An 18,977-nucleotide genomic window follows, 5' to 3' on the forward strand; every position below is an offset into this window, starting at 1 on the left:
GTAGCGAACTGCCCATTTACTGGCGAGTAATAGGCAGTTCGCTACCGGACTACCCCGACGATGTCGCTTACCTCAGGCAGCGACCAAGCCACGCAGCCGCTCGTCACGCGGCCAGGCACCGGCCCAGACGAGGACGGCGGTGGCAATGGCGAAGACGGTGTTGAAGGCCGGCTGCCCGAAGACCAGGTTCACCGTCACGGCGCCGCCCAGGTAGGCGGTGATCAGGACCGTCCCCATCGCCCGGGTGGCCGGGAGGTGGTAAGCGATCAGCGAGAGGCCGAGGACGGCGCCGCAGACGACCGGGAACCAGCCCGGTGCGCCGATCTTGTCGTTGAAATCCATGACGGGTTCGACCCGCAGCAGGTGCGTGACGATGTCGAAGCCGAGGAACAGGGTGACCAGGACGGTGATGACCCAGCCGGCTCGTTGTGCGTTGGTGCTCATCTCGATCTCCTCAGAGGTGGGTGGTGATGCTCGTACCCACGCGTCGAGCCGGAGCCCGGGATCTCGACATGCCCCTCGAATCTTTTTGGACCGCCGCACAGAATCCCGCCATGCCCCGTCACACCAACAGCGCGCGAGCCTCCGGTGAGTCGTAGAAGCTCGAGAGCCGGCGACGGACCAGCTGCTCGAGGACGCCGGCCTCGGCGAGCGCCTCGATCACCGGCGGACCGAAGCGGAGCGCCTCCTCGACCAGGTCGTCGCGGCCCAGCCCCCACTCCTCCAGGAGCCGGTCGAGGGTGAAGCTCCCATAGGTGTCGAAGAAGAAGTCGACACCCGTGTCGACCAGGGCCTGCAGATACTCCGAGTCCCGGATGTCAAGCCAGACCTGGTAGAGCCCGACGAAGAGCGCGACCAGCTGCTCGTCGTCGACCAGGTCGGCGATCTCGCGCACCGGGCGGGTCGCGAGCGCGTCCCAGACCTCCAGCAGCGCGTCGTGCACCTCCTCGTCGGTCACCGAGGTCGCGGCGGTGTCGCTGAGGTAGCCGAGCAGTGCGCCGGCACCCCGCTCCGCGAGCTCGCGGGCACTCTGGTCGACGGCCGCGCCGACCGGCGTGCCCTTCATCGTGTCCGCCATCCGCCCGGCGACGCGCTCGGCGATCGAGAAGCCGAAGGAGCCGCCCGGCAGGTTGTCGGCGAGCCGGCGGCCGGTGTCGACGGCGCCCCGAGCGGTGCCACGCACCAGGGTGCCGACGCCGGCCTGGATCCCGGAGTTCTCGGCCAGGCTGCGCAGGACCTGCTGGCGCAGCGTACGCATCTCGACGAGGGCCTCGACCAGCTCGTCGATCCGCGGCCGGCTGACCACCTTGCCCAGCTGGGTGTCGTTGGCGGGATGCGCCTTCAGCCTCGTCGCGAGCGCCCCGGCGACCTCGGGGATCGCACCCGGGAGCCGGAAGGTGCTGACGTACTTCAGCGCGACCTCCTTGATCAGGTCGCGCGGCATCACCTGGTCGAGCGTCAGCCCACTGGCGGCACCCAGCGCGAAGTCGATCTCGCCGGTGACGAGATCGAGAAAGCGTACGCCGCGCAGCGCCGCCATCTCGTGGGCGACGTGTGCGTCGAGGAGTCGTCGAGCGAGGTCCGGCTCAGTCATGGAGGACATTGTCCACGGCCGGAGTCACTCAACGACTCATTCCCACTCGATGGTGCCCGGCGGCTTCGAGGTGATGTCGACGGTGACCCGGTTGATCTCGCTCACCTCGTTGGTGATCCGGGTGGAGATGCGCTCCATGACCTCGTAGGGAAGCCGGGCCCAGTCGGCGGTCATCGCGTCCTCGGAGGTGACCGGGCGGAGCACGACGGGGTGGCCGTAGGTGCGGCCGTCGCCCTGGACGCCGACCGAGCGAACGTCGGCGAGCAGCACGACCGGCATCTGCCAGATGTCGCGGTCGAGGCCGGCGAGGGTCATCTCCTCGCGGGCGATCGCGTCGGCCTCGCGCAGGATGTCGAGCCGCTCCTTGGTGACCTCACCGATGATGCGGATGCCAAGGCCCGGGCCGGGGAACGGCTGACGCTGAACGATCTCGTCGGGCAGCCCGAGCTGGGAACCGACCGCGCGCACCTCGTCCTTGAAGAGCTCACGCAGCGGCTCGACCAGCTCGAACTCGAGGTCCTCGGGGAGGCCGCCGACGTTGTGGTGGGACTTGATGTTGGAGGTGCCGGCACCGCCACCGGACTCGACGACGTCGGGGTAGAGGGTGCCCTGGACGAGGAAGGCGACCTTCTCGTCGCTGTCGCCGAGGATCTCGACCTCGGCGCGCTCGAAGCAGCGGATGAACTCGCGGCCGATGATCTTGCGCTTCTCCTCCGGGTCGGTGACCCCGGCGAGGGCGTCGAGGAACTCCTTCTCGGCGTCGACGATCTTCAGCTCGGCGCCGGTCGACTCCCGGAACGCCTTCTCGATCGCGACCGACTCGTTCTTCCGCATCAGGCCGTGGTCGACGTAGACGCAGGTCAGCCGGTCACCGATCGCCTTGGCCACGATCGCAGCTGCGACCGCGGAGTCGACGCCGCCGGAGAGGGCGCAGATCGCGCGGTGGTCGCCGATCTGCTCGCGGACACGCTCGATCTGGTCCTCGGCGATGTTGCCGATGGTCCACGTCTGACGCGCGCCGGCGATGTCCCACAGGAAGTGCTCGAGCACCTTCTGGCCGTGCTCGGAGTGGAGCACCTCGGGGTGCCACTGCACGCCCGCCAGCTGCTTCTCGACGTTCTCGAAAGCCGCCACCGGGGTGTCGGCGGTGCTCGCGAGCACCGTGAAACCCTCGGGCGCCTCGGAGACCGAGTCGCCGTGCGACATCCAGACGTTGTGGGCCGGCGGGATGTCCTTGAGCAGCGTGCCGGAGACACCGACGGTGACCGGCGTGCGCCCGTACTCCCGCGCGCCGTTGTCGTCGACGGTCCCGCCCAGGCCCTGGGCCATCAGCTGGAACCCGTAGCACATCCCGAACACCGGGGTGCCCGCGGTGAACAGGGTGTTGTCGATGGCGGGGGCGCCCTCGGCGTACACGCTCGAGGGGCCGCCGGAGAGGATGATCGCCTTCGGGTTCTTGGCGAGCATCTCGGCGACCGGCATCGAGTGCGGCACGATCTCGGAGTAGACCTTCGCCTCACGTACGCGGCGGGCGATCAGCTGCGCATACTGCGCGCCGAAGTCCACCACGAGAACCAGATCGTGCTCTTCCGCCCCAGGAGCCTGCGTCATGCACGAATCCTAACGAGGACGTACGTCGCCAGCGAAATGCCAGGAAATGCACCAGGGCCCGGCCGGGGAGGGAGGTGGCCGGGCCCTGATTGCCCGAGGCAAAGCTGTCCCGGACGTAAGACCCGGCATGTATTAGGGAGGGAGCAATCCCGGGTCTGATCACTCCAACGAACTCTCTTAACCACAGTTACGGGTCAACCAAAAACTTCCTGCCAGAAAACTTCCTACGCAGTTCATGTCACCATCGCAACAGGTTGGTCAACGGACATCAACGATGGGCAGCTGCAGGGCTGCGGGCGCGCTCGCGGGGACCGCGGGCGAGGCCGGCCTGACGGGCTGGATGCGGGCGTAGCCCGCACCCAGGTCCGGCCGCGGGTCGGCCTGGTCCTTGTTGGGCCAGAACGCCATCGCCCGCTCGGCCTGCGCGGTGATCGTCAGCGATGGGTTCACGCCCAGGTTGGCGGAGATCGCGGAGCCGTCGACGACGTGCAGCCCGGCGTGGCCGTAGAGCCGCTGATAGGGGTCGATGACACCGGTGTCCACCGAGTCGCCGATCGTGCAGCCGCCGATGAAGTGGGCCGTCATCGGCTTGTTGAACGGCTCCCCGATCGTGCCGCCGGCGTACCCCGGCTTCTCGCCCGAGCTCATCACCCCGGCCATCTTCCGCACGGCGTCGAGGCCGGCCGGGATCCAGGTCGGGTTGGGCTTGCCGTGACCCTGCTTCGACGACATCCGCCACCCGAAGATCGTGCGCTTCGGGAAGGTCGTGATCGAGTTGTCGAGCGCCTGCATGACCAGCGCGATGACGGTGCGCTCGGACCAGTGCTTGAAGTCGTAGAACGTACGCAGCGACCGCCGCTGCAGCCACATCTCCTTGATCCACCGGCGGAGCCGGTGCGGACCACCCTCGGTGAGCACTGTCTGCATCGCCGCGATCGCGTTGCTGCCGTGGCCGTAGCGGACCGGCTCGATGTGGGTGTGCTCGTCGGGGTGCCACGAGGAGGTGATCGCCACGCCCTCGGTGTAGTCGATGGCCGTGTCCGGCGCGATGGCGCCGAGGATCGACTCGGAGTTGGTCCGGGTCAGCTCGCCCAGGCGGTCGGAGATCTGCGCCAGATCGCCGGTGCGCTTGAGCTTGTGGAGCAGCTTCTGGGTGCCGAGCGAGGCCGCCGAGAAGATCACCTGGTCGGCGGTGAACTTCCGGGTACGTCCGATGCCGAGCTTCGCCGTCGTGGAGCGGGTCTCGATGACGTACCCGCCTCCGGTCTTGGCCGGGTAGACGCGGGTCACCGTGGTCAGCGGGTGCACCTCGGCGCCGAACTTCTCGGCCAGGTAGAGGTAGTTCTTGACCAGGGTGTTCTTCGCGTTGTGGCGGCAGCCGGTCATGCACTCGCCACAGTTGACACACGTACGCCGCGCGGGGCCCTCGCCGCCGAAGTAGGGGTCCGCGACCTCCTGCCCGGCCACGTGGTTCGGTCCGCCGAAGAAGACGCCGACCGGCGCCTTGTGGAAGGTGTCGCCGCGGCCCGACTCGGCCGCGACCTTCTGCATGACCTCGTCGGCGGGGGTCAGACCGGGATAGAGGTTGACCCCGAGCATCCGCTTGGCCTGCTCGTAGTAGGGAGCGAGTTCGTCCTTCCAGTCGGTGATGTGGCTCCAGGAAGGGTCCTCGAAGAACGGGTCGAGCGGCTCGTAGAGGGTGTTGGCGTAGACCAGCGAACCGCCCCCGACCCCGGCGCCGGCCATGATGACCGCGTCCTTGACCATGTCGATGCGCTGGATCCCGTAGCAGCCGATCGCCGGCGCCCAGAGGTACTTGCGCAGGTCGAAGGAGTTGTTGGGCAGCTCGTCATCGCTGAAGCGGCGACCGGCCTCGACCACTCCGACGGAGTAGCCCTTCTCGGTCAGGCGCAGCGCGCTGACCGACCCACCGAAACCCGACCCGATGACGAGTACGTCGTAATGGCTCTTGCTCATGCGCGGCCCAGCGACTTGAGCACGCGCAGCGAGGCGGTCATGAACTTGGCGTACGCCTGGTCGCTCATCCCGAACTGCGGGGCGAAGCGCAGGATCGCCTGGGAGGCGACCGACTGGGTCTCGGTGTAGCGCAGGATGCCCTCGACACCCTGGCGACGGCCCTGACCGGACTCGCGCATGCCGCCCATCGGGGCGTCGATGCTCGCGAAGGTGGCGCCGAAGGCCTCGTTGATGTTGATCGTGCCGCACTTGATCTGGCGGGCGATGCGGCGGGCGCGGGCGGTGTCGCGGCTGTAGATCGAGCCGTTGAGGCCGTACTCGCCGTCGTTGGCGCGCTCGATCGCCTCCTCCTCGCTGTGGAAGCGGTAGACGGAGACGACCGGACCGAAGGTCTCGTTGCCGAAGCAGGTCATCTCCGGGGTGACGCCCTCGAGGATGGTCGGCTCGAAGAAGAACGGCGCCAGGTCGGGGCGGGCCTTGCCGCCGGCGAGCACGCGGGCTCCCTTGGAGACGGCGTCCTCGACGTGGGCGGCCGCGGTGTCGACCTGGGCCTGCGAGATCAGCGTGCCCATGTCGTTCTCCCAGCCGAGGGTGGCGCCGAGGGTCATCGCCTGGGTGCGGGCGACGAAGCGCTCCACGAACCGGTCGTAGACCTTGTCGTCGACGAAGAGCCGCTCGACGCTCACGCACAGCTGGCCGGAGTTGGAGAAGACCGCGCGGGTCGCGCCCTCGGCGGCCTTCTCGATGTCGGCGTCCTTGAGGACGAGCATGGGGTTCTTGCCCCCGAGCTCGAGGCTGGCACCGATCAGCCGCTCCGCGGCCTGCTTGGCGACGATCTTGCCGGTGTTGGTCGAACCGGTGAAGCAGACGTAGTCGGCGCGCTGGATGATGCTGGTGCCGATCTTCGAGCCCGGTCCGGCGACGACCGTCCACAGGTTCTCCGGGAGCCCGGCCTCCGCCAGCAGCTCGGCACCGAGGAGCGCACTCAGCATGGTCTGCGAGTCGGGCTTGATGACCACCGCGTTGCCGGCGGCGATCGCGGCCAGGCCGTCGCACAGCGCCATCGTGAACGGGTAGTTCCACGGGCTGATGATCCCGACGACACCCTTGGGGACGTGGTTGAGCTCGACCCGGGTGAGCACGGGGATGACGCCGAGCTTGCGCTCGGTGTCGAGGATCTTGCTGCTCTTGCGCCCGTAGTAGCGGGCGGTCAGCGCGATGTGCAGCGGCTCGTCGAAGGCGTGCTTGCGGGCCTTGCCCGACTCCAGCACGATCAGGTCGAGGATCTCGTCCTGCCGGTCGAGGACCAGGTCGTGCAGCTTGATCAGGATGCGCTCGCGCTCGGCGACCGAGGTCGCCGCCCACTTCTCCTGCGCGACCCGGGCCTTGGCGAAGGCCGCGGCGACATCCTCATCGCTCGACTGCGGGATGTGCGCCAGCGGCGCCCCGTTGAGCGGACTGATGACCTCTCGGCTCTCCCCCGTCGTCGCCACGACTCGGCCGGTCAGGCGGGAGACGTAGTCAGGCTCGAGGGCCAGGGACGCCGCGGCGTCGTGCTCGGGATCGAGCGGGCCCTCGACGATCGGGCCGCCGGAGGAAGTCGGGTTCGATGCGCTCATGTACCGAGAGTATGTGACCGGCGTCTCGGAAGCCAGACAGGCGTCCCACTAACTCACGATACGAACGTCCGCGGCCCACCACAGATAGCTGTGTTGCTCGGCGGGGAGGTCGATCACGACCCGGTCCAGGGGCAGCCGGTCGAGGGCGTACACGGTGCACTCCTCCTCGGGCGCGGCTCGGTAGAGGTAGGCGTCCAACGGCCATTTCGTACGCAGCCACTCATCGAGCCGCTCGGCGACCGACGCGGTGAGCTCGGGATCACGGTCCTGGCGGAGCCAGTAGCTGACCCGGGCGGTGGATCCGCCGGCGTACCTGAGCAGGGTGCGGGCGTCGGCGCCCATCGCCTCCAGGTAGGGGAACAGCGGCTGCACGTAGAGGCAGCCGAGCGAGGAGGTGCCCTCGGGGTCGAGGAAGAGGTAGGTGAACGCGCGCTTCGCCTGGTGGTCGGACCAGTGCCGGATCACCAGCGGCAGGTTGTCGTCGCTGCCGAAGCCGGCCACCGGCCAGCGGCCACAGCTGTGGTCGCGGATCACGTCCGGGCTGGCCAGGTACGCCTCGGTGTCCAGGTCGAGCAGCTCGGGTCGGAGCGGCGCGAGCACGAAATCGTCGGTGGCCAGCGGCTCGGGGGGATCTGCGACCAGGCGGTGTTCTGGGCCTGTCGAAGGGAACATGTGGTCAGATTGCTACGTCAACCGGCTGCTGCGCCACGACAATTCGGCACACCCTCAGACGAGGTCTTCTACCTCGAGACGAGCGCGGTCGGCCTCCTCGTCGGTGACCTGGAGCTGCGAGCGACGCTCGGCCTCGATGCGGCGCAGGTAGTGGTCGACCTCTTCCTTGGTGCGCGCCTCGTCCCAGCCGAGCTCGTCGGCCATGATCTTGGCGACGCCCGGGGCAGCGCTGACGCCGCGGTCGAAGGTCTCCATCGAGATCCGGGTGCGGCGCTCGAGGACGTCGTCGAGATGGCGAGCCCCCTCACACTGGACGGCGTAGACGACCTCGGCGGCCAGGTAGTCCTCGGCGCCCTCCAGGGGCAGTGCGAGCGGGCGGCGCTCCTGGATGAGGTCGAGCACGTCGTCGATCAGGCCGCCGTGTCGGCCCAGGAGGTGATCGATCCGGGCGACGTGGAGGCCGGAACGACGGGCCAGCAGGACGCGCTGGTTGGAGCGGGTCTCGAAGCCCTCGGCGCCGACGAGCCGCACCTTGTCGGTGATCGAGTCGCGCAGGGTCATGTTGGTCGTGGTCCCCAGCGAGTGGGCTGCGGCGTCGACCGCGTCGCGCGCCATCACCCGGTAGGTGGTCAGCTTGCCGCCGGCGATCAGCACCAGGCCCGGCAACGGGGTGACCACGAGGTGCTCGCGGCTGAGACCGGCGGTCTGGTCGGACTCACCGGTCAGGAGCGGGCGGAGCCCGGCGTACACGCCCTCGACGTCCTCGAGGTCGAGCGGCTCGCGCAGGATCGCGTTGACGTGATCGAGGACGTACTCGATGTCGGTCTTGGAGGCGGCCGGGTGGGCGAGGTCGTAGGTCCACGGGGTGTCGGTGGTGCCGATGATCCAGTGGCGGCCCCACGGGATCACGAAGAGGACCGACTTCTCGGTGCGGACGATGAAGCCCGATTCCGAGCGGATCCGGTCGCGCGGTACGACGAGGTGGATGCCCTTGGACGCCTTGACGTGCAGGGCGCCGCGGCCGCCGACCATCGCCTGGATGTCGTCGGTCCACACGCCTGCGGCGTTGACGACGGTCTTGGCCCGGATGACCAGGTCCTGGTCGTGCTCGAGGTCGCGAGCCCGTACGCCGACGACCCGCTCGCCCTCGCGCAGGAACCCGGTCACCTGGACCCGGGTCGCGACGTGGGCGCCGTGGGAGGCCGCGGTGCGCGCGATCGTCATGACCAGACGAGCGTCGTCGACCTGGGCGTCGTAGTACTGGATCGCGCCGGTGATCGTGTCGGTGCGGAAGTCGGGGGCGATCCTCGACACGCCCCGTCGGGTGAGGTGGCGGTGGCGCGGGAGGCCGGAGTTGCCCATCCCGGAGAGCGGGCCGAAGCTCGCCATGCCGTCGTAGAGCGCGAGGCCCGCGCCGATGTAGGCGCGCTCCCACACCGGGTTGGTCAGCGGGTAGAGGAACGGCACCGGCCGGACCAGGTGCGGGGCCAGGGTGTTGAGCAGCAGACCGCGCTCCTGGAGCGCCTCGCGGACCAGCTCGAAGTCGAGCATCTCGAGGTAGCGGAGCCCGCCGTGGACGAGCTTCGAGCTCCGCGAGCTCGTTCCCGAGGCCAGGTCGCGCTGCTCCACCAGCCCCGTGCTGAGGCCTCTGGTGACGGCGTCCAGCGCCACCCCGGCGCCGGTCACACCCCCTCCGACGACGAGTACGTCGAGCTCGGTCTCTCCCGCTGCTCCGACCATCGTGCCGATCGCGAGATCACGGCTCTGTGGACTCAGTGCCCCTGTGCGAGTCATACGTTCGAAGTTAACTCACCACATCGAATTGTCACTTCTGGCGCGCGAGAATTCACCGGCACGGACTGATAAGTCACGCAGCCGTCACAGACGGGCGGCACCGACCAGGGTGGTGACGCGGTCGGGAGGCATGGATTCCTCGACGACGACCATCTTGTCGCCGTCGGCGTGGATCATCGGGCGGGCGCCATCAGGCTCGGGAGGCGCGGTGGCGATGGCGACGTGCATGACCCGTCCGTCGGGGCGCGCGAAGAAGTAGAGGTCGCCCTCGGTGACGTCGTCGAGGTCGATCGCCGTGAGCGCGACGGCCTGGTCGCGGGCATCGCGTGGGAGACGTACGCCGATGGCCTCCGCGGCTCGGAAGACCAGGCCGGAGCAGTCGATGCCGGCATCCGTCGTGCCGCCCCAGACGTAGGGGACGCCGAGGTAGGTGCGTGCCTTGGCGAGCAGGGTGTCCACGGGTGCGGCCAGGGCAGCTGTCGGCAGCCAGCCCGGATAGCCCCGATCGTCCTTCGTCGAGGCGTGGGCGGGGACGACGACGTACGTCCACTCCCCCTGCGTCTCGAGGACGACGACCTCCTCGCCGGGGACGACCTCGGTCTCGTGCTCGGCGTCGTCGGCGGGCTCGGCCACGACGAAGGTCGGCTGGTTCACGGTGGTCATGCGAGGACTCCTTCGATACCGAGGCCGGGGGCGTCGGGGAACAGGATGCAGGGGCCGTCGTAGCCGATGCCGCCGGCGTACGGACTGGACTTCGCCCACCAGCCGGCATCGAGGTCCTGCTCGCCGGGGATGCCGAGCGCTGCCACCAGGGCCGCGGCCGCACCGATGCCGAGGTGGGACTCCATCATGCAGCCGACGAGACGGCCGAGGCCGTGGCTCCTCGCGACCTCGAGCAGCTCGATCGCCGGCGTGATCCCGCCGCACTTGGCCAGCTTGATGTTGACCGCGTCCGCCGCCCCGGCCCGGATCACGTCGACGAGGTCCTCGAGGTCGAAGACCGACTCGTCGGCGAGGATCTTGTAGGGCTGGTGACGCCGGACGTACGCCATCCCCTCCAGGTCGCGTCGGGCGACCGGCTGCTCGACGAACTCGAGCTCGACGTCCTTGTCGGCAAGTGTTGTGAGCACCGCGACCGCCTCGTCCGCGCGCCAGCCGGTGTTGGCGTCGAGACGGAGTACGCAGCCCGGGGCCGCCTCGCGGACCGCGAGCACGCGCTCGGCGTCGCCCGCCGGATCCGTCCCGACCTTGATCTTGAGCGTCGTGAACCCCTCGTGGGCACGGGCTGCCGCGGCCTCGGCCAGGTCTGCGGGCGTGCCGATGGAGAGGGTCATGTCCGTACGCAACTGTGTTGGTTTCGACACGCCTCCGCCTAGCGGCTCCGGCGGCTCAACCAACAACACATCCAGATGCTCGGCCATCGACACGCCTGACCGCCGCGCGACGAGGTCGTGCAGCGCGATATCCGCGGCCATCTTGGCCGAGCGGTTGCCGACGACGGCGGCTTGGACCAGGCCGGCTGACGACAGATCAGCGGCGGCACCGACCAGCGCGTCGGAGATCGGTCCCTCCAGCGCCGCGGCGGAGCCGGCGAGCGAGTCGCCGGTGACCTTCCAGACCTGCGGCGCCTCGCCCCAGCCGACGCACCCGTCGGAATCCTCGACGGTCACCACGACCGTCTCCGCGAAGTCGGTGCGACGCAGAGCCGTCACGAACGGGGTGTGCAGCGGCACCCGGACCCGCCGGGTGCGCACCGCCGCGACCACGGGAGAGGTCACAGGGTCGACCACAGATAGCGAGCGACCTCGCTGATCCGGAACTCCGACTCGTCGTCGTCCAGGCCGGTCGTGAGCACGACCATCACCTGCGGTTCGCCCTGAGCGGGCCGGATGATCGCCATGTCGTGGCGTACGCCGTCGACCCAGCCGGTCTTGTTGCCGACGACCGCGTCCTCGGGCACGCCGAGCGGGATCGCGTCGCGATACTCCTGGGCGACCAGGATCCCCTCGAGCTCGGCGGTCGACTCGGGTGAGAGCAGCCGGCCGGAGGCGAGCTTGGTGAGCAGCTTGCCCAAGTCGTTGGCGGTGACCAGGTTCTGCAGCCCGGCCTCACGGGCGGGTGCGTCCTCGATCCCGCGCGAGACCGTCGACATCGGCGTCACGCCGGCGTCGGCGAGCACCGCGGCGACCTCCTCGAGACCCACCCGCTCCAGCACCAGGTTGACGGCCAGGTTGCCGGAGACGGTCAGGGAGCGACGTACGAGATCACCCAGCGGCAGCGGGGAGCCGACCGCCGCCCAGGTCTCGGGGTCTTGGTCCTCGGCCGGGTCCATCTCGAAACGCGACCCGTCGACGGCGGAGTCGAAGTCGGGATGCACCCCGATCGGCTCGTCCAGCGACAGCAGGCCGCGGTCACGCAGCCGATAGGCGGCGATCGCGACCGGCACCTTCATCAGGCTCGCCGCATAGTGCTGCTGGTTGACGTTCTGGGCCTGCGTCGGGATGCCGTCGAGGCCACTGAGCCAGGTCGAGACCAAAGGTTCCACGCCCCGAGACTAGTCGGTTCGGTCCAGCTCCTGGCGAGTCTGGTTCACACCGTCGAGCCAGGTGTCGACGTCCGCGGCACGCGCGGCGTACTCCTCGGCCACGTCAGCCTCGAGCGACACCCAGAACTGCGAGGTCTGCCCGGCCCCCCAGACCGCGTCGGCGACCTCCTCGGCGGTGAGCGCACCCTCGGCCGAGATGAACCCGGGCAGTCCTGAGGACCGCTCGAGCATCGCCGTCTTCACGCTGCGCGCGACGATCGCCTGGGCGACGACCCCCTGGTGCCGGTACGTCGCGGCGAGCCACTCCGCGAACGCGATCTCGGCATGCTCGGTGGCCGCATAGGAGGGCGAGCCGAGCAACGTCAGCAGACCGGCGGAGGACGAGGTCACCACGAACCGTCCGGCGCCCCGCTCGACCCAGTCCGGCAGCAGCAGCCGCGCGGCGCGTACGTGGGCGAGGACGTTGACCTCGTAGGAGGTCAGCCAGGCATGGTCGGAGGCCTCGAGACCGCGGCCCCGGTCGACGCCGGCGTTGCCGTACCACGCGTCGATCTTCCCGAGCTGCTCCCGGGCGGCGTCGACGAGCGCGGCGGAGCCGGAGGCCGAGGCAGCGTCACCGGGGACGGCGAAGGCGCCGATCGAGTCCGCCACGATGGCGAGCTCGTCGGCGTCGATGTCGGCCACGACGACGCGACATCCCTCCGCGACGAACCTCGTGGCCAGAGCCTTCCCGATTCCTCGGGCTGCTCCGGTCACGACGATCCCGCTCCCGGGTGCGAGTACGTTCACGGACCGACCTCCAGTGGCGTGAGTGAGGGTTCATCACTGTAACCGAGGTCGGCCCGTGAACGTGCGGGTACCTACTGATCAGTATCTGCGGAGGTTCACTCCGGGATGCCGGAGGACGGCGGGACGTCCGAGGCGGCGCTGTCGTCCTCCTCGATGGCGGCGTCGCCGATGTCGGTGACGAGGACCGGCGTGAGCGGCTCGGAGGCGCCGTTCTTGATCTCGACGACGCTCATCCCGGAGATGCCCAGGTGCGAGTCCTCGGAGAACCGGAACGGAGCCATGCCAGGACCTTCGAAGGAGGCACCCTCCTTCTCGATCGTCTCCACGATCGACTCGCGGGTCAGGTCCTTGCCGTTGGCCTGCAGCGCCTGGACGAAGGTGTAGGCCTGCGCCATGCCGTAGATCCGGTAGTTGGTCAGCTTCTCCGAGCCCTTCTTGGAGTACTCGTCCCAGACCTTCTGCCACAGCTTGACCCACTCGTCGTCAGGAGCGTCGACGCCGGGGATGTACTCGGTCGTCATCATCCCGTCCATCAGCTTCACGCCTTGCTCGGCCGGGATCTTGCCCTTGGTCATCGAGGCCAGAAGCCCGCCGACGAGCGCCGGGTCAGAGCCGACGTTCGAGTAGAACCACTTCGACTTGAAGCCGACGCCCTGGGCGGCGATCTGGCTCAGCGCGGTGTAGGAGGGCGTGTTGAAGCCGATCACCAGGTCGACGCCCTTGGACTTGAACGAGGACATCTGCGGGGAGAAGTCGGTCGACCCACCCGGCGTGTACTTCTGTACGTCGACGATCTGGGAGTCGAGGAACTGCCGCGCGCCCTTCTCACCGTCCTCGCCGAAGTCGTCGTCCTGCAGGAAGAGGCCCACCTTGGCGTCGGGCATGTTCTCCTTGACGTACTGACCGATGACCTTGCCCTCGATCTCGTAGTCCGGCTGCCAGCCGAACGTCATCGGCGAACCGGCCGGGTCGTCACCCCACTGCAGCGAACCGCTGGAGACGAACAGGTCGGGGATGCCGTCGTCGTTGAGACGCTGCACGACCGCGCGGTGCGTGGGGGTGCCGAGGCCACCGACCATCGCGAAGATCTCGTCCTGCAGGATCATGTCGTTGGTGACGGCGCTGGTGTTGGTCGGGTTGTAGGCGTCGTCCTTGACGACCATCTCGATGTCCCGGCCGTGGACGCCACCGTTGTCGTTGACGTACTCATAGAACGCCTGGTGGCCGGAGGGGATCTCCGAGTAGCCGGGCGCGGCCGGACCGGTCAGCGGGAAGTGCGCACCGACCTTGATCGAGGTGTCGGTGACGCCCACTGCCGTCCCGTCCTCCGACGGTCTTTCCTTCCCCGCGCCACAGGCGGCGAGGAGCGAGGCAGTGGTGAGGACACAGACGACCTGTACGGCTCTGCGTGCAGTGTTTCTCATGTTGTCTTCTCCTTGGTTGACCCGAGAGGTGAGCGCGCTAGGAAAGTGCGCAGGCTGCCGACGATCCCTGCCGGAGCGAGGAGGATGACGAGCATCAGCACCAGCCCGTAGACCACCGGGGTGACCTCCGCGGCCTGGGTGGCACTGAGCCCCACCGACTCCCCGAGATCGGTGGCGAACTTCGGGAGGAACGCGAGTACGCCGGCCCCGATGAGCGCGCCAGTCAGGCTGCCCAGCCCGCCGAGGACGACCGCGGCCAGCAGCGTGAGCGAGAGCGTGATCGTGAACGCGCCCGGCGCCGTGAGACGTACGTTCATGGCCATCAGGCCGCCGGCGAGCCCGGCCGCCATGGCGCTGACGGTGAAGGCGACCACCCGGGCACGGCCGAGGTGGATGCCGGCCAGCTCGGCGGAGACGTCGTCGTCCCGCACCGCGCGCCATCTCCTCCCGACTCGGGAGCGGCTCAGGTTGGCGAGCGCCACGAAGGTGATCGCGAGGAGCCCCCAACCGAGGTAGGCGAGGAAGGAGTACTGGTCGATCTCGACGGCCGTGAAGAACCAGACCAGGTCCTGGATCCAGGCCGGGAGATCGGTGGCGCGGGGCACGGACACCTGGAGCCCCTGCTCGCCGCCGAAGACCTCCCACTGGTTGGCCAGCCGGGGCACCGCGACGGCCAGCGTCAGGGTCGCACCGGCGATGTAGGGCCCGTGCAGCCGCGCTGCCGGGACTCCGACCACCACCCCGACCACGGCACAGACCGCGATCGCGACCAGCAGTGCGACGAAGACGTCGGCCAGGGTCTCGCCACCGGTGCGCTCGAGCACCAGGGTGGCGGCGTACGCCCCGACGGCCATGAGCGCGCCGTGGCCGAGGGAGAGCTGGCCGGAGAGGCCGGTCAGGAGCGTGAGACCGCCGGCGGCGATGGCGAAGTAGGCCATCTCGGCGTAGCGGGTCTGCAGGTACTGGCTGGAGCTGCCGATGACCGCCATCGCCACCACGAAGGCGACCAGGGCAACGACGAGGTGACGGGCCAGGGGCACCGAGGTCACCGGGCGGACGAGCGGGCCGATGAGAGAGCGCAGACGTTCCATGGGTCAGACCCTCCTGGCCGCAGCCGCCGCGAAGAGGCCGCTGGGACGCACCAGCAGCACCACCATCAAGATCCCGAGCGCGACCAGCGGCGCCAGGTGCTCACCGACGTAGCCGGTGACGTAGGAGAGCGAGAGACCGAGGATCAGGCCGCCGATCACCGACCCGAGCGGCGAGTCGAGGCCGCCCAGCACGGCGGCGATGAAGCCGTAGATCACGAACGGGTCCATGAACGCCGGGTTCACCAGGTCGCCGCCGGCGATGAGCATCCCGGCCACCGCGCCCACCGCGGCGGCGAGCGCCCAGCCGAGGGTGAGCATGCGGCCGACGCGTACGCCCAGGAGGCGGGAGACCTCGCCGTTGAACGCGGCCGCCCGCATCCGCAGCCCCAGGTCGGTGAAGCGGAAGAGGACCACGAGCCCGGCCATCACGAGGGCGACCACGACGATCGTCAGGATGCCGAACGGGGTGATGCCGATCGAGGTGTCGCCGACCGAGATCGCGCTGGTGCCGACCGGGGCCGGGAAGCCACGGTGCTGGACGCCGAAGGTGATCGCGGTCAGGCCGTGGAGCACCATGAACAGCCCCAGGGTGAGGATCACCGCGTTGAGCTCGGCCTTCCCCTCGACCGGGCGGATGATCACCCGCTCGATCACCGCGCCGAGTCCGAACCCGGCCGCGATCGCGGCGATGAAGGCGACCCAGTAGGGCACGTCGGCGTTGATCAGCGAGAGCGCGATGTAGGTGGTCACCATCGCCATCGCCGCCTGGGCGAAGTTGACGATCCGGGTCGAGCGCCAGATCAGGCACAGGGCCAGCGCGAACGCGGCGTAGACCGCGCCCAGGACCAGACCCCCGAGGGTGGTGTCGAGAAACTGCTGCATGTCTGCTCCTCAGAACCCGAGATAGGCGTGGCGGAGCTGCTCGTCGGCGGCCAGCTCGGCGGCCGGCGCCGAGGCGACGACCTTGCCGAGGTTGAGCACGACTCCGTGGTCAGCGATGGACAGGGCACTGCGGGCGTTCTGCTCGACCAGGACGACGGTGAGCTCCTCGGTCTGCACCAGCCCACGGAGCAGGTCGAAGATCTGAGCCACCACCCGGGGCGCGAGCCCCAGGGAGGGCTCGTCGAGCAGGAGTACGGTCGGTCGCGCCATCAGCGCGCGGCCGATGACGAGCATCTGCCGCTCGCCGCCCGAGAGCATGTGAGCGGTGGCCTCGCGGCGCTCGCCCAGGCGCGGGAAGAGCTCGAAGACCCGCTCGACCGGCATCGGCTCGGAGCCCGTCGCGCGGTGCAGCCCGCCGAGCCGGAGGTTCTCGGTGACGGTCAGCTCGGCGATCACGCCGCGCCCCTCGGGGACGTGGGAGAGGCCGTACGAGGTCAGCTTCTCGGTCGCGGTGCGCGTGATGTCCTTGTCGTTCAGCTTCACGCTGCCCTGGGTGGACCTCACCAGGCCGGACACGGTGCGCAGCAGCGTGGTCTTGCCGGCGCCGTTGGCGCCCAGGACCGCGGTGACCTGCCCTCTCGCCGCGGTGAAGGTGACGCCGTTGAGCGCCTTGACGGGTCCGTACGCAGCGCTCAGGTCCTCGACGGCGAACATCAGGCCTCCTCGGCGACGGTCATGGCGTGCACCTCGGCGTCGTCGTCGTGCTCGACCTGGTCACCCAGGTAGGCGGCGAGGACGGCCGGGTCGTTGCGGATCTCGTCGGGTGTGCCGGCCGCGATGACGCGGCCGAAGTCGAGCACGGTGATCCGATGGCAGACCGACATCACCAGGTCCATGTGGTGCTCGACGAGCATCACGGCGGTGCGTTCGGTCAGGCCGGTGATGATCTCGCCGAGCTCGGTCATCTCCTCGGCGCTCAGCCCGCTGGCGGGCTCGTCCAGGAGCAGCAGCTCCGGCTCGGCCACCAGCGCTCGCGCGAGCGCGACCTTCTTCCGGATCGGGTAGGGCAGGCTGCCCGGGTAACGGGCGGCGTACGACTCGATCCCGAGCTCGCCGAGGACCTCCCGCGCCTTGGCGGCCAGCCGGGCGTCGTCGCGGTGGCCGATCCCGAGCAGCCCGCGCACGAAGCCGGCGCGGGCGAGACGGTCGGCACCGACCATCACGTTGTCGAGTACCGTCATCCGCTCGAAGAGCCCGAGCCCCTGCAGGGTCCGGGCGATGCCGTGGCCGGCGAGCTGGTGCGGGCGTAGGCCGTGGATCTTCTCGCCGCGCAGCCGGAGCTCGCCCTCGCCGGGGCTGACGAAGCCGCACACGACGTTGAACAGCGTGGTCTTGCCGGCGCCGTTGGGGCCGATGACGCCGAGCACCTCATGGGGCGCGACCTCCAAGGAGACGTCCTCGAGGGCGCGTACACCCCCGAACCGGACCGAGACTCCCTCCACCGCGAACAGCGGCGAGGCCTGAACGTCGTGCCCTGTGCCAGGCATCTGCATCATGCTCCCTTCACCCGTTGTGACGGCTATCACTTTGGACTCTCCGCACAACGGGGGATATGGGCACTGCGCCCAAAATCCTTCGGGCGCTGCGTCTGGGATTCCCTGGTTAGGTGGCGGATGGGGCAGTCGGCATGGGACGCTCCGCACATGGGTGTGATGAGCGACACATCTCCCGACTCGGAGCTTCGTCCGCTGGTGGAGCGTGCTTGGGCCTCGCTGGTGAACCAGGCGGACGCGATCGCCGACGACATCACGCTGACGTTGATCGCGATCCAGCCGGAGTGGCACCAGAACGCCGAGCCGTCGGTGCGCGCCGACCTGCGCTCGAGCACGCGGGAGCACGTACGCCGCGGCATCCGGGCCATGGCCGGACTCACCCCGGGAGCCAATCCCGTCGATCTGTGGCGCGACACCGGGCGGCGGCGGGCGCGGCAGGGCGTACCTCTGGAGTACTGCCTCAACGCCTACACCGTCGGCACCCGGATGCTGTGGGAGGCGATGGTCCACCAGCAGGCGGAGCTGGGGATCGACGACAGGGTGATGGTGCTCGCCGGGCGCCAGGTGTGGACCGACCTGGACGTGCAGAACTCGGTGATGTCGTCGGCCTACCGGAAGGAGGCGGCGCTGCTGCAGCGTCGCGACCTGCAGCTCCAGGGCCGGCTCCTGGACGGGTTGGCCGAGGGTCGCGGTGGCGACCCGGCGTTCGCCGCCGAGGTGCAGGACATCCTCGGGGTCGCCGCCGACGCGCAGATGGCCTGCGTGGTCGCGGCCTTCGACGGCAACCGCGACTCACCGCTGCGCAACCCCGACGACCGGTTGGAGAAGGCCGGACTGGTGTCGTTCTGGCACGTCCGCGGCGACCACCACTTCGGGCTGGTCCCGCTGGGGTCTCGCCCGGTCGCGGAGGCCGTCGCCGATCTGGTCGAGCAGCTCGCCGGCTGCAACTCAGGTCGCGTCGGGATCGCCACCGCCGACGACCTCAGCGGCTTCGGCACCGCCTTCCAGCTCGCCACGCACACGGTGGAGACGGTGCCGCGGGGGCGCAGGGACATCGCGGTCGTCGACGACCGCCTGCCGCAGGTGCTGCTGACCGCCTCTCCTGCGGTCTCCTCGCTGCTCGTACGCCGCACCCTCGGCCCGATCCTGGCGCAGCCGACCCACCAGTCCGACGTGCTGCTGGCGACGCTTCGCGCCCTCATCGCGCACGGCGGCTCCCCCACCCACGCCGCCGAGGATCTGATCTGCCACCGCAACACGGTCATCTACCGCATCAAGCAGATCCAGGACCTCACCGTGAGAAGCATCTCCGACCCGCGCGACCGCCTTCTGTTCGCGCTCGCTCTGATGGCCCTGGAGAAGTAGCCCCCGCCGAAACCGCGGTTATGGCGGCCGAGACTGTAGTTGTGGGCGCCGAAAGTAGAGT

At 69.3% G+C, this 18,977-nt stretch carries 17 protein-coding genes; 1 reads left to right on the forward strand and 16 read right to left on the reverse strand.

The annotated features are described in order from the left end of the window. Window positions 1–72 precede the first annotated feature (72 nt). The 16 genes from ACIRON_RS19760 to ACIRON_RS19835 all read right to left on the reverse strand — a co-directional run bounded on the left by ACIRON_RS19760 (window position 73) and on the right by ACIRON_RS19835 (window position 17,545). Complete coding sequence (locus tag ACIRON_RS19760) at window positions 73–444, reverse strand: DoxX family protein (RefSeq protein ID WP_402994645.1); 372 nt, start codon at window positions 442–444, stop codon at window positions 73–75. A gap of 118 nt (window positions 445–562) precedes the next feature. Continuing rightward, complete coding sequence (locus tag ACIRON_RS19765) at window positions 563–1,594, reverse strand: hypothetical protein (RefSeq protein WP_402994647.1); 1,032 nt, start codon at window positions 1,592–1,594, stop codon at window positions 563–565. A gap of 36 nt (window positions 1,595–1,630) precedes the next feature. Then, on the reverse strand, window positions 1,631–3,205 hold the full coding sequence (gene guaA, locus ACIRON_RS19770) for a glutamine-hydrolyzing GMP synthase (RefSeq protein ID WP_402994649.1): 1,575 nt from the start codon (window positions 3,203–3,205) through the stop codon (window positions 1,631–1,633). Between the two features lie 258 nt (window positions 3,206–3,463). Then, window positions 3,464–5,182, reverse strand: a complete 1,719-nt coding sequence (locus ACIRON_RS19775) for a GMC oxidoreductase (protein WP_402994651.1) — start codon at window positions 5,180–5,182, stop codon at window positions 3,464–3,466. Next, window positions 5,179–6,801 carry a succinic semialdehyde dehydrogenase gene (locus tag ACIRON_RS19780; RefSeq protein WP_402994653.1) on the reverse strand — a complete coding sequence of 541 codons (1,623 nt, stop codon included), beginning with the start codon at window positions 6,799–6,801 and terminating at the stop codon, window positions 5,179–5,181. Before ACIRON_RS19780 ends, ACIRON_RS19775 begins: the two co-directional genes overlap by 4 nt. 48 nt (window positions 6,802–6,849) lie before the next feature. Further along, window positions 6,850–7,473: a hypothetical protein gene (locus ACIRON_RS19785; protein WP_402994655.1), complete on the reverse strand. Its 624-nt coding sequence runs from the start codon at window positions 7,471–7,473 to the stop codon at window positions 6,850–6,852. A 54-nt stretch (window positions 7,474–7,527) separates the two neighbouring features. Next, window positions 7,528–9,267 carry a glycerol-3-phosphate dehydrogenase/oxidase gene (locus ACIRON_RS19790; protein ID WP_402994657.1) on the reverse strand — a complete coding sequence of 580 codons (1,740 nt, stop codon included), beginning with the start codon at window positions 9,265–9,267 and terminating at the stop codon, window positions 7,528–7,530. Between the two features lie 84 nt (window positions 9,268–9,351). After that, window positions 9,352–9,930, reverse strand: a complete 579-nt coding sequence (locus ACIRON_RS19795; RefSeq protein ID WP_402994659.1) for a C40 family peptidase — start codon at window positions 9,928–9,930, stop codon at window positions 9,352–9,354. Further along, window positions 9,927–11,045, reverse strand: coding sequence for a dipeptide epimerase (locus ACIRON_RS19800; RefSeq protein WP_402994660.1), 1,119 nt, complete (start codon window positions 11,043–11,045; stop codon window positions 9,927–9,929). Before ACIRON_RS19800 ends, ACIRON_RS19795 begins: the two co-directional genes overlap by 4 nt. After that, window positions 11,042–11,812, reverse strand: coding sequence for a serine hydrolase (locus ACIRON_RS19805; protein WP_402994662.1), 771 nt, complete (start codon window positions 11,810–11,812; stop codon window positions 11,042–11,044). Before ACIRON_RS19805 ends, ACIRON_RS19800 begins: the two co-directional genes overlap by 4 nt. A gap of 9 nt (window positions 11,813–11,821) precedes the next feature. Continuing rightward, entirely contained in the window at window positions 11,822–12,601 is a 780-nt protein-coding gene (locus tag ACIRON_RS19810; RefSeq protein WP_402994664.1) for an SDR family oxidoreductase, read from the reverse strand. 95 nt (window positions 12,602–12,696) lie between these two features. Next, window positions 12,697–14,025, reverse strand: a complete 1,329-nt coding sequence (locus tag ACIRON_RS19815) for an ABC transporter substrate-binding protein (RefSeq protein ID WP_402994666.1) — start codon at window positions 14,023–14,025, stop codon at window positions 12,697–12,699. Continuing rightward, window positions 14,022–15,116, reverse strand: coding sequence for a branched-chain amino acid ABC transporter permease (locus tag ACIRON_RS19820; protein WP_402994668.1), 1,095 nt, complete (start codon window positions 15,114–15,116; stop codon window positions 14,022–14,024). The genes ACIRON_RS19815 and ACIRON_RS19820 overlap by 4 nt, the downstream gene beginning before the upstream one ends. 3 nt (window positions 15,117–15,119) lie before the next feature. Continuing rightward, window positions 15,120–15,998, reverse strand: a complete 879-nt coding sequence (locus tag ACIRON_RS19825; RefSeq protein WP_402994670.1) for a branched-chain amino acid ABC transporter permease — start codon at window positions 15,996–15,998, stop codon at window positions 15,120–15,122. 9 nt (window positions 15,999–16,007) lie between these two features. Further along, window positions 16,008–16,712 (reverse strand): ABC transporter ATP-binding protein, encoded by a 705-nt coding sequence (locus tag ACIRON_RS19830; protein WP_402994672.1) that lies wholly within the window; start codon window positions 16,710–16,712, stop codon window positions 16,008–16,010. Further along, the gene (locus ACIRON_RS19835; protein WP_402994674.1) at window positions 16,712–17,545 is read right to left on the reverse strand and encodes an ABC transporter ATP-binding protein; all 834 of its coding nucleotides are present in this window, start codon (window positions 17,543–17,545) and stop codon (window positions 16,712–16,714) included. Before ACIRON_RS19835 ends, ACIRON_RS19830 begins: the two co-directional genes overlap by 1 nt. Window positions 17,546–17,710: 165 nt before the next feature. Here ACIRON_RS19835 and ACIRON_RS19840 point away from each other — a divergent pair, with 165 nt between their 5' ends. After that, entirely contained in the window at window positions 17,711–18,916 is a 1,206-nt protein-coding gene (locus tag ACIRON_RS19840; protein ID WP_402994676.1) for a PucR family transcriptional regulator, read from the forward strand. Window positions 18,917–18,977 lie beyond the last annotated feature (61 nt).

Source organism: Nocardioides sp. NPDC101246, from assembly GCF_044767415.1.
Lineage (GTDB): Bacteria > Actinomycetota > Actinomycetes > Propionibacteriales > Nocardioidaceae > Nocardioides.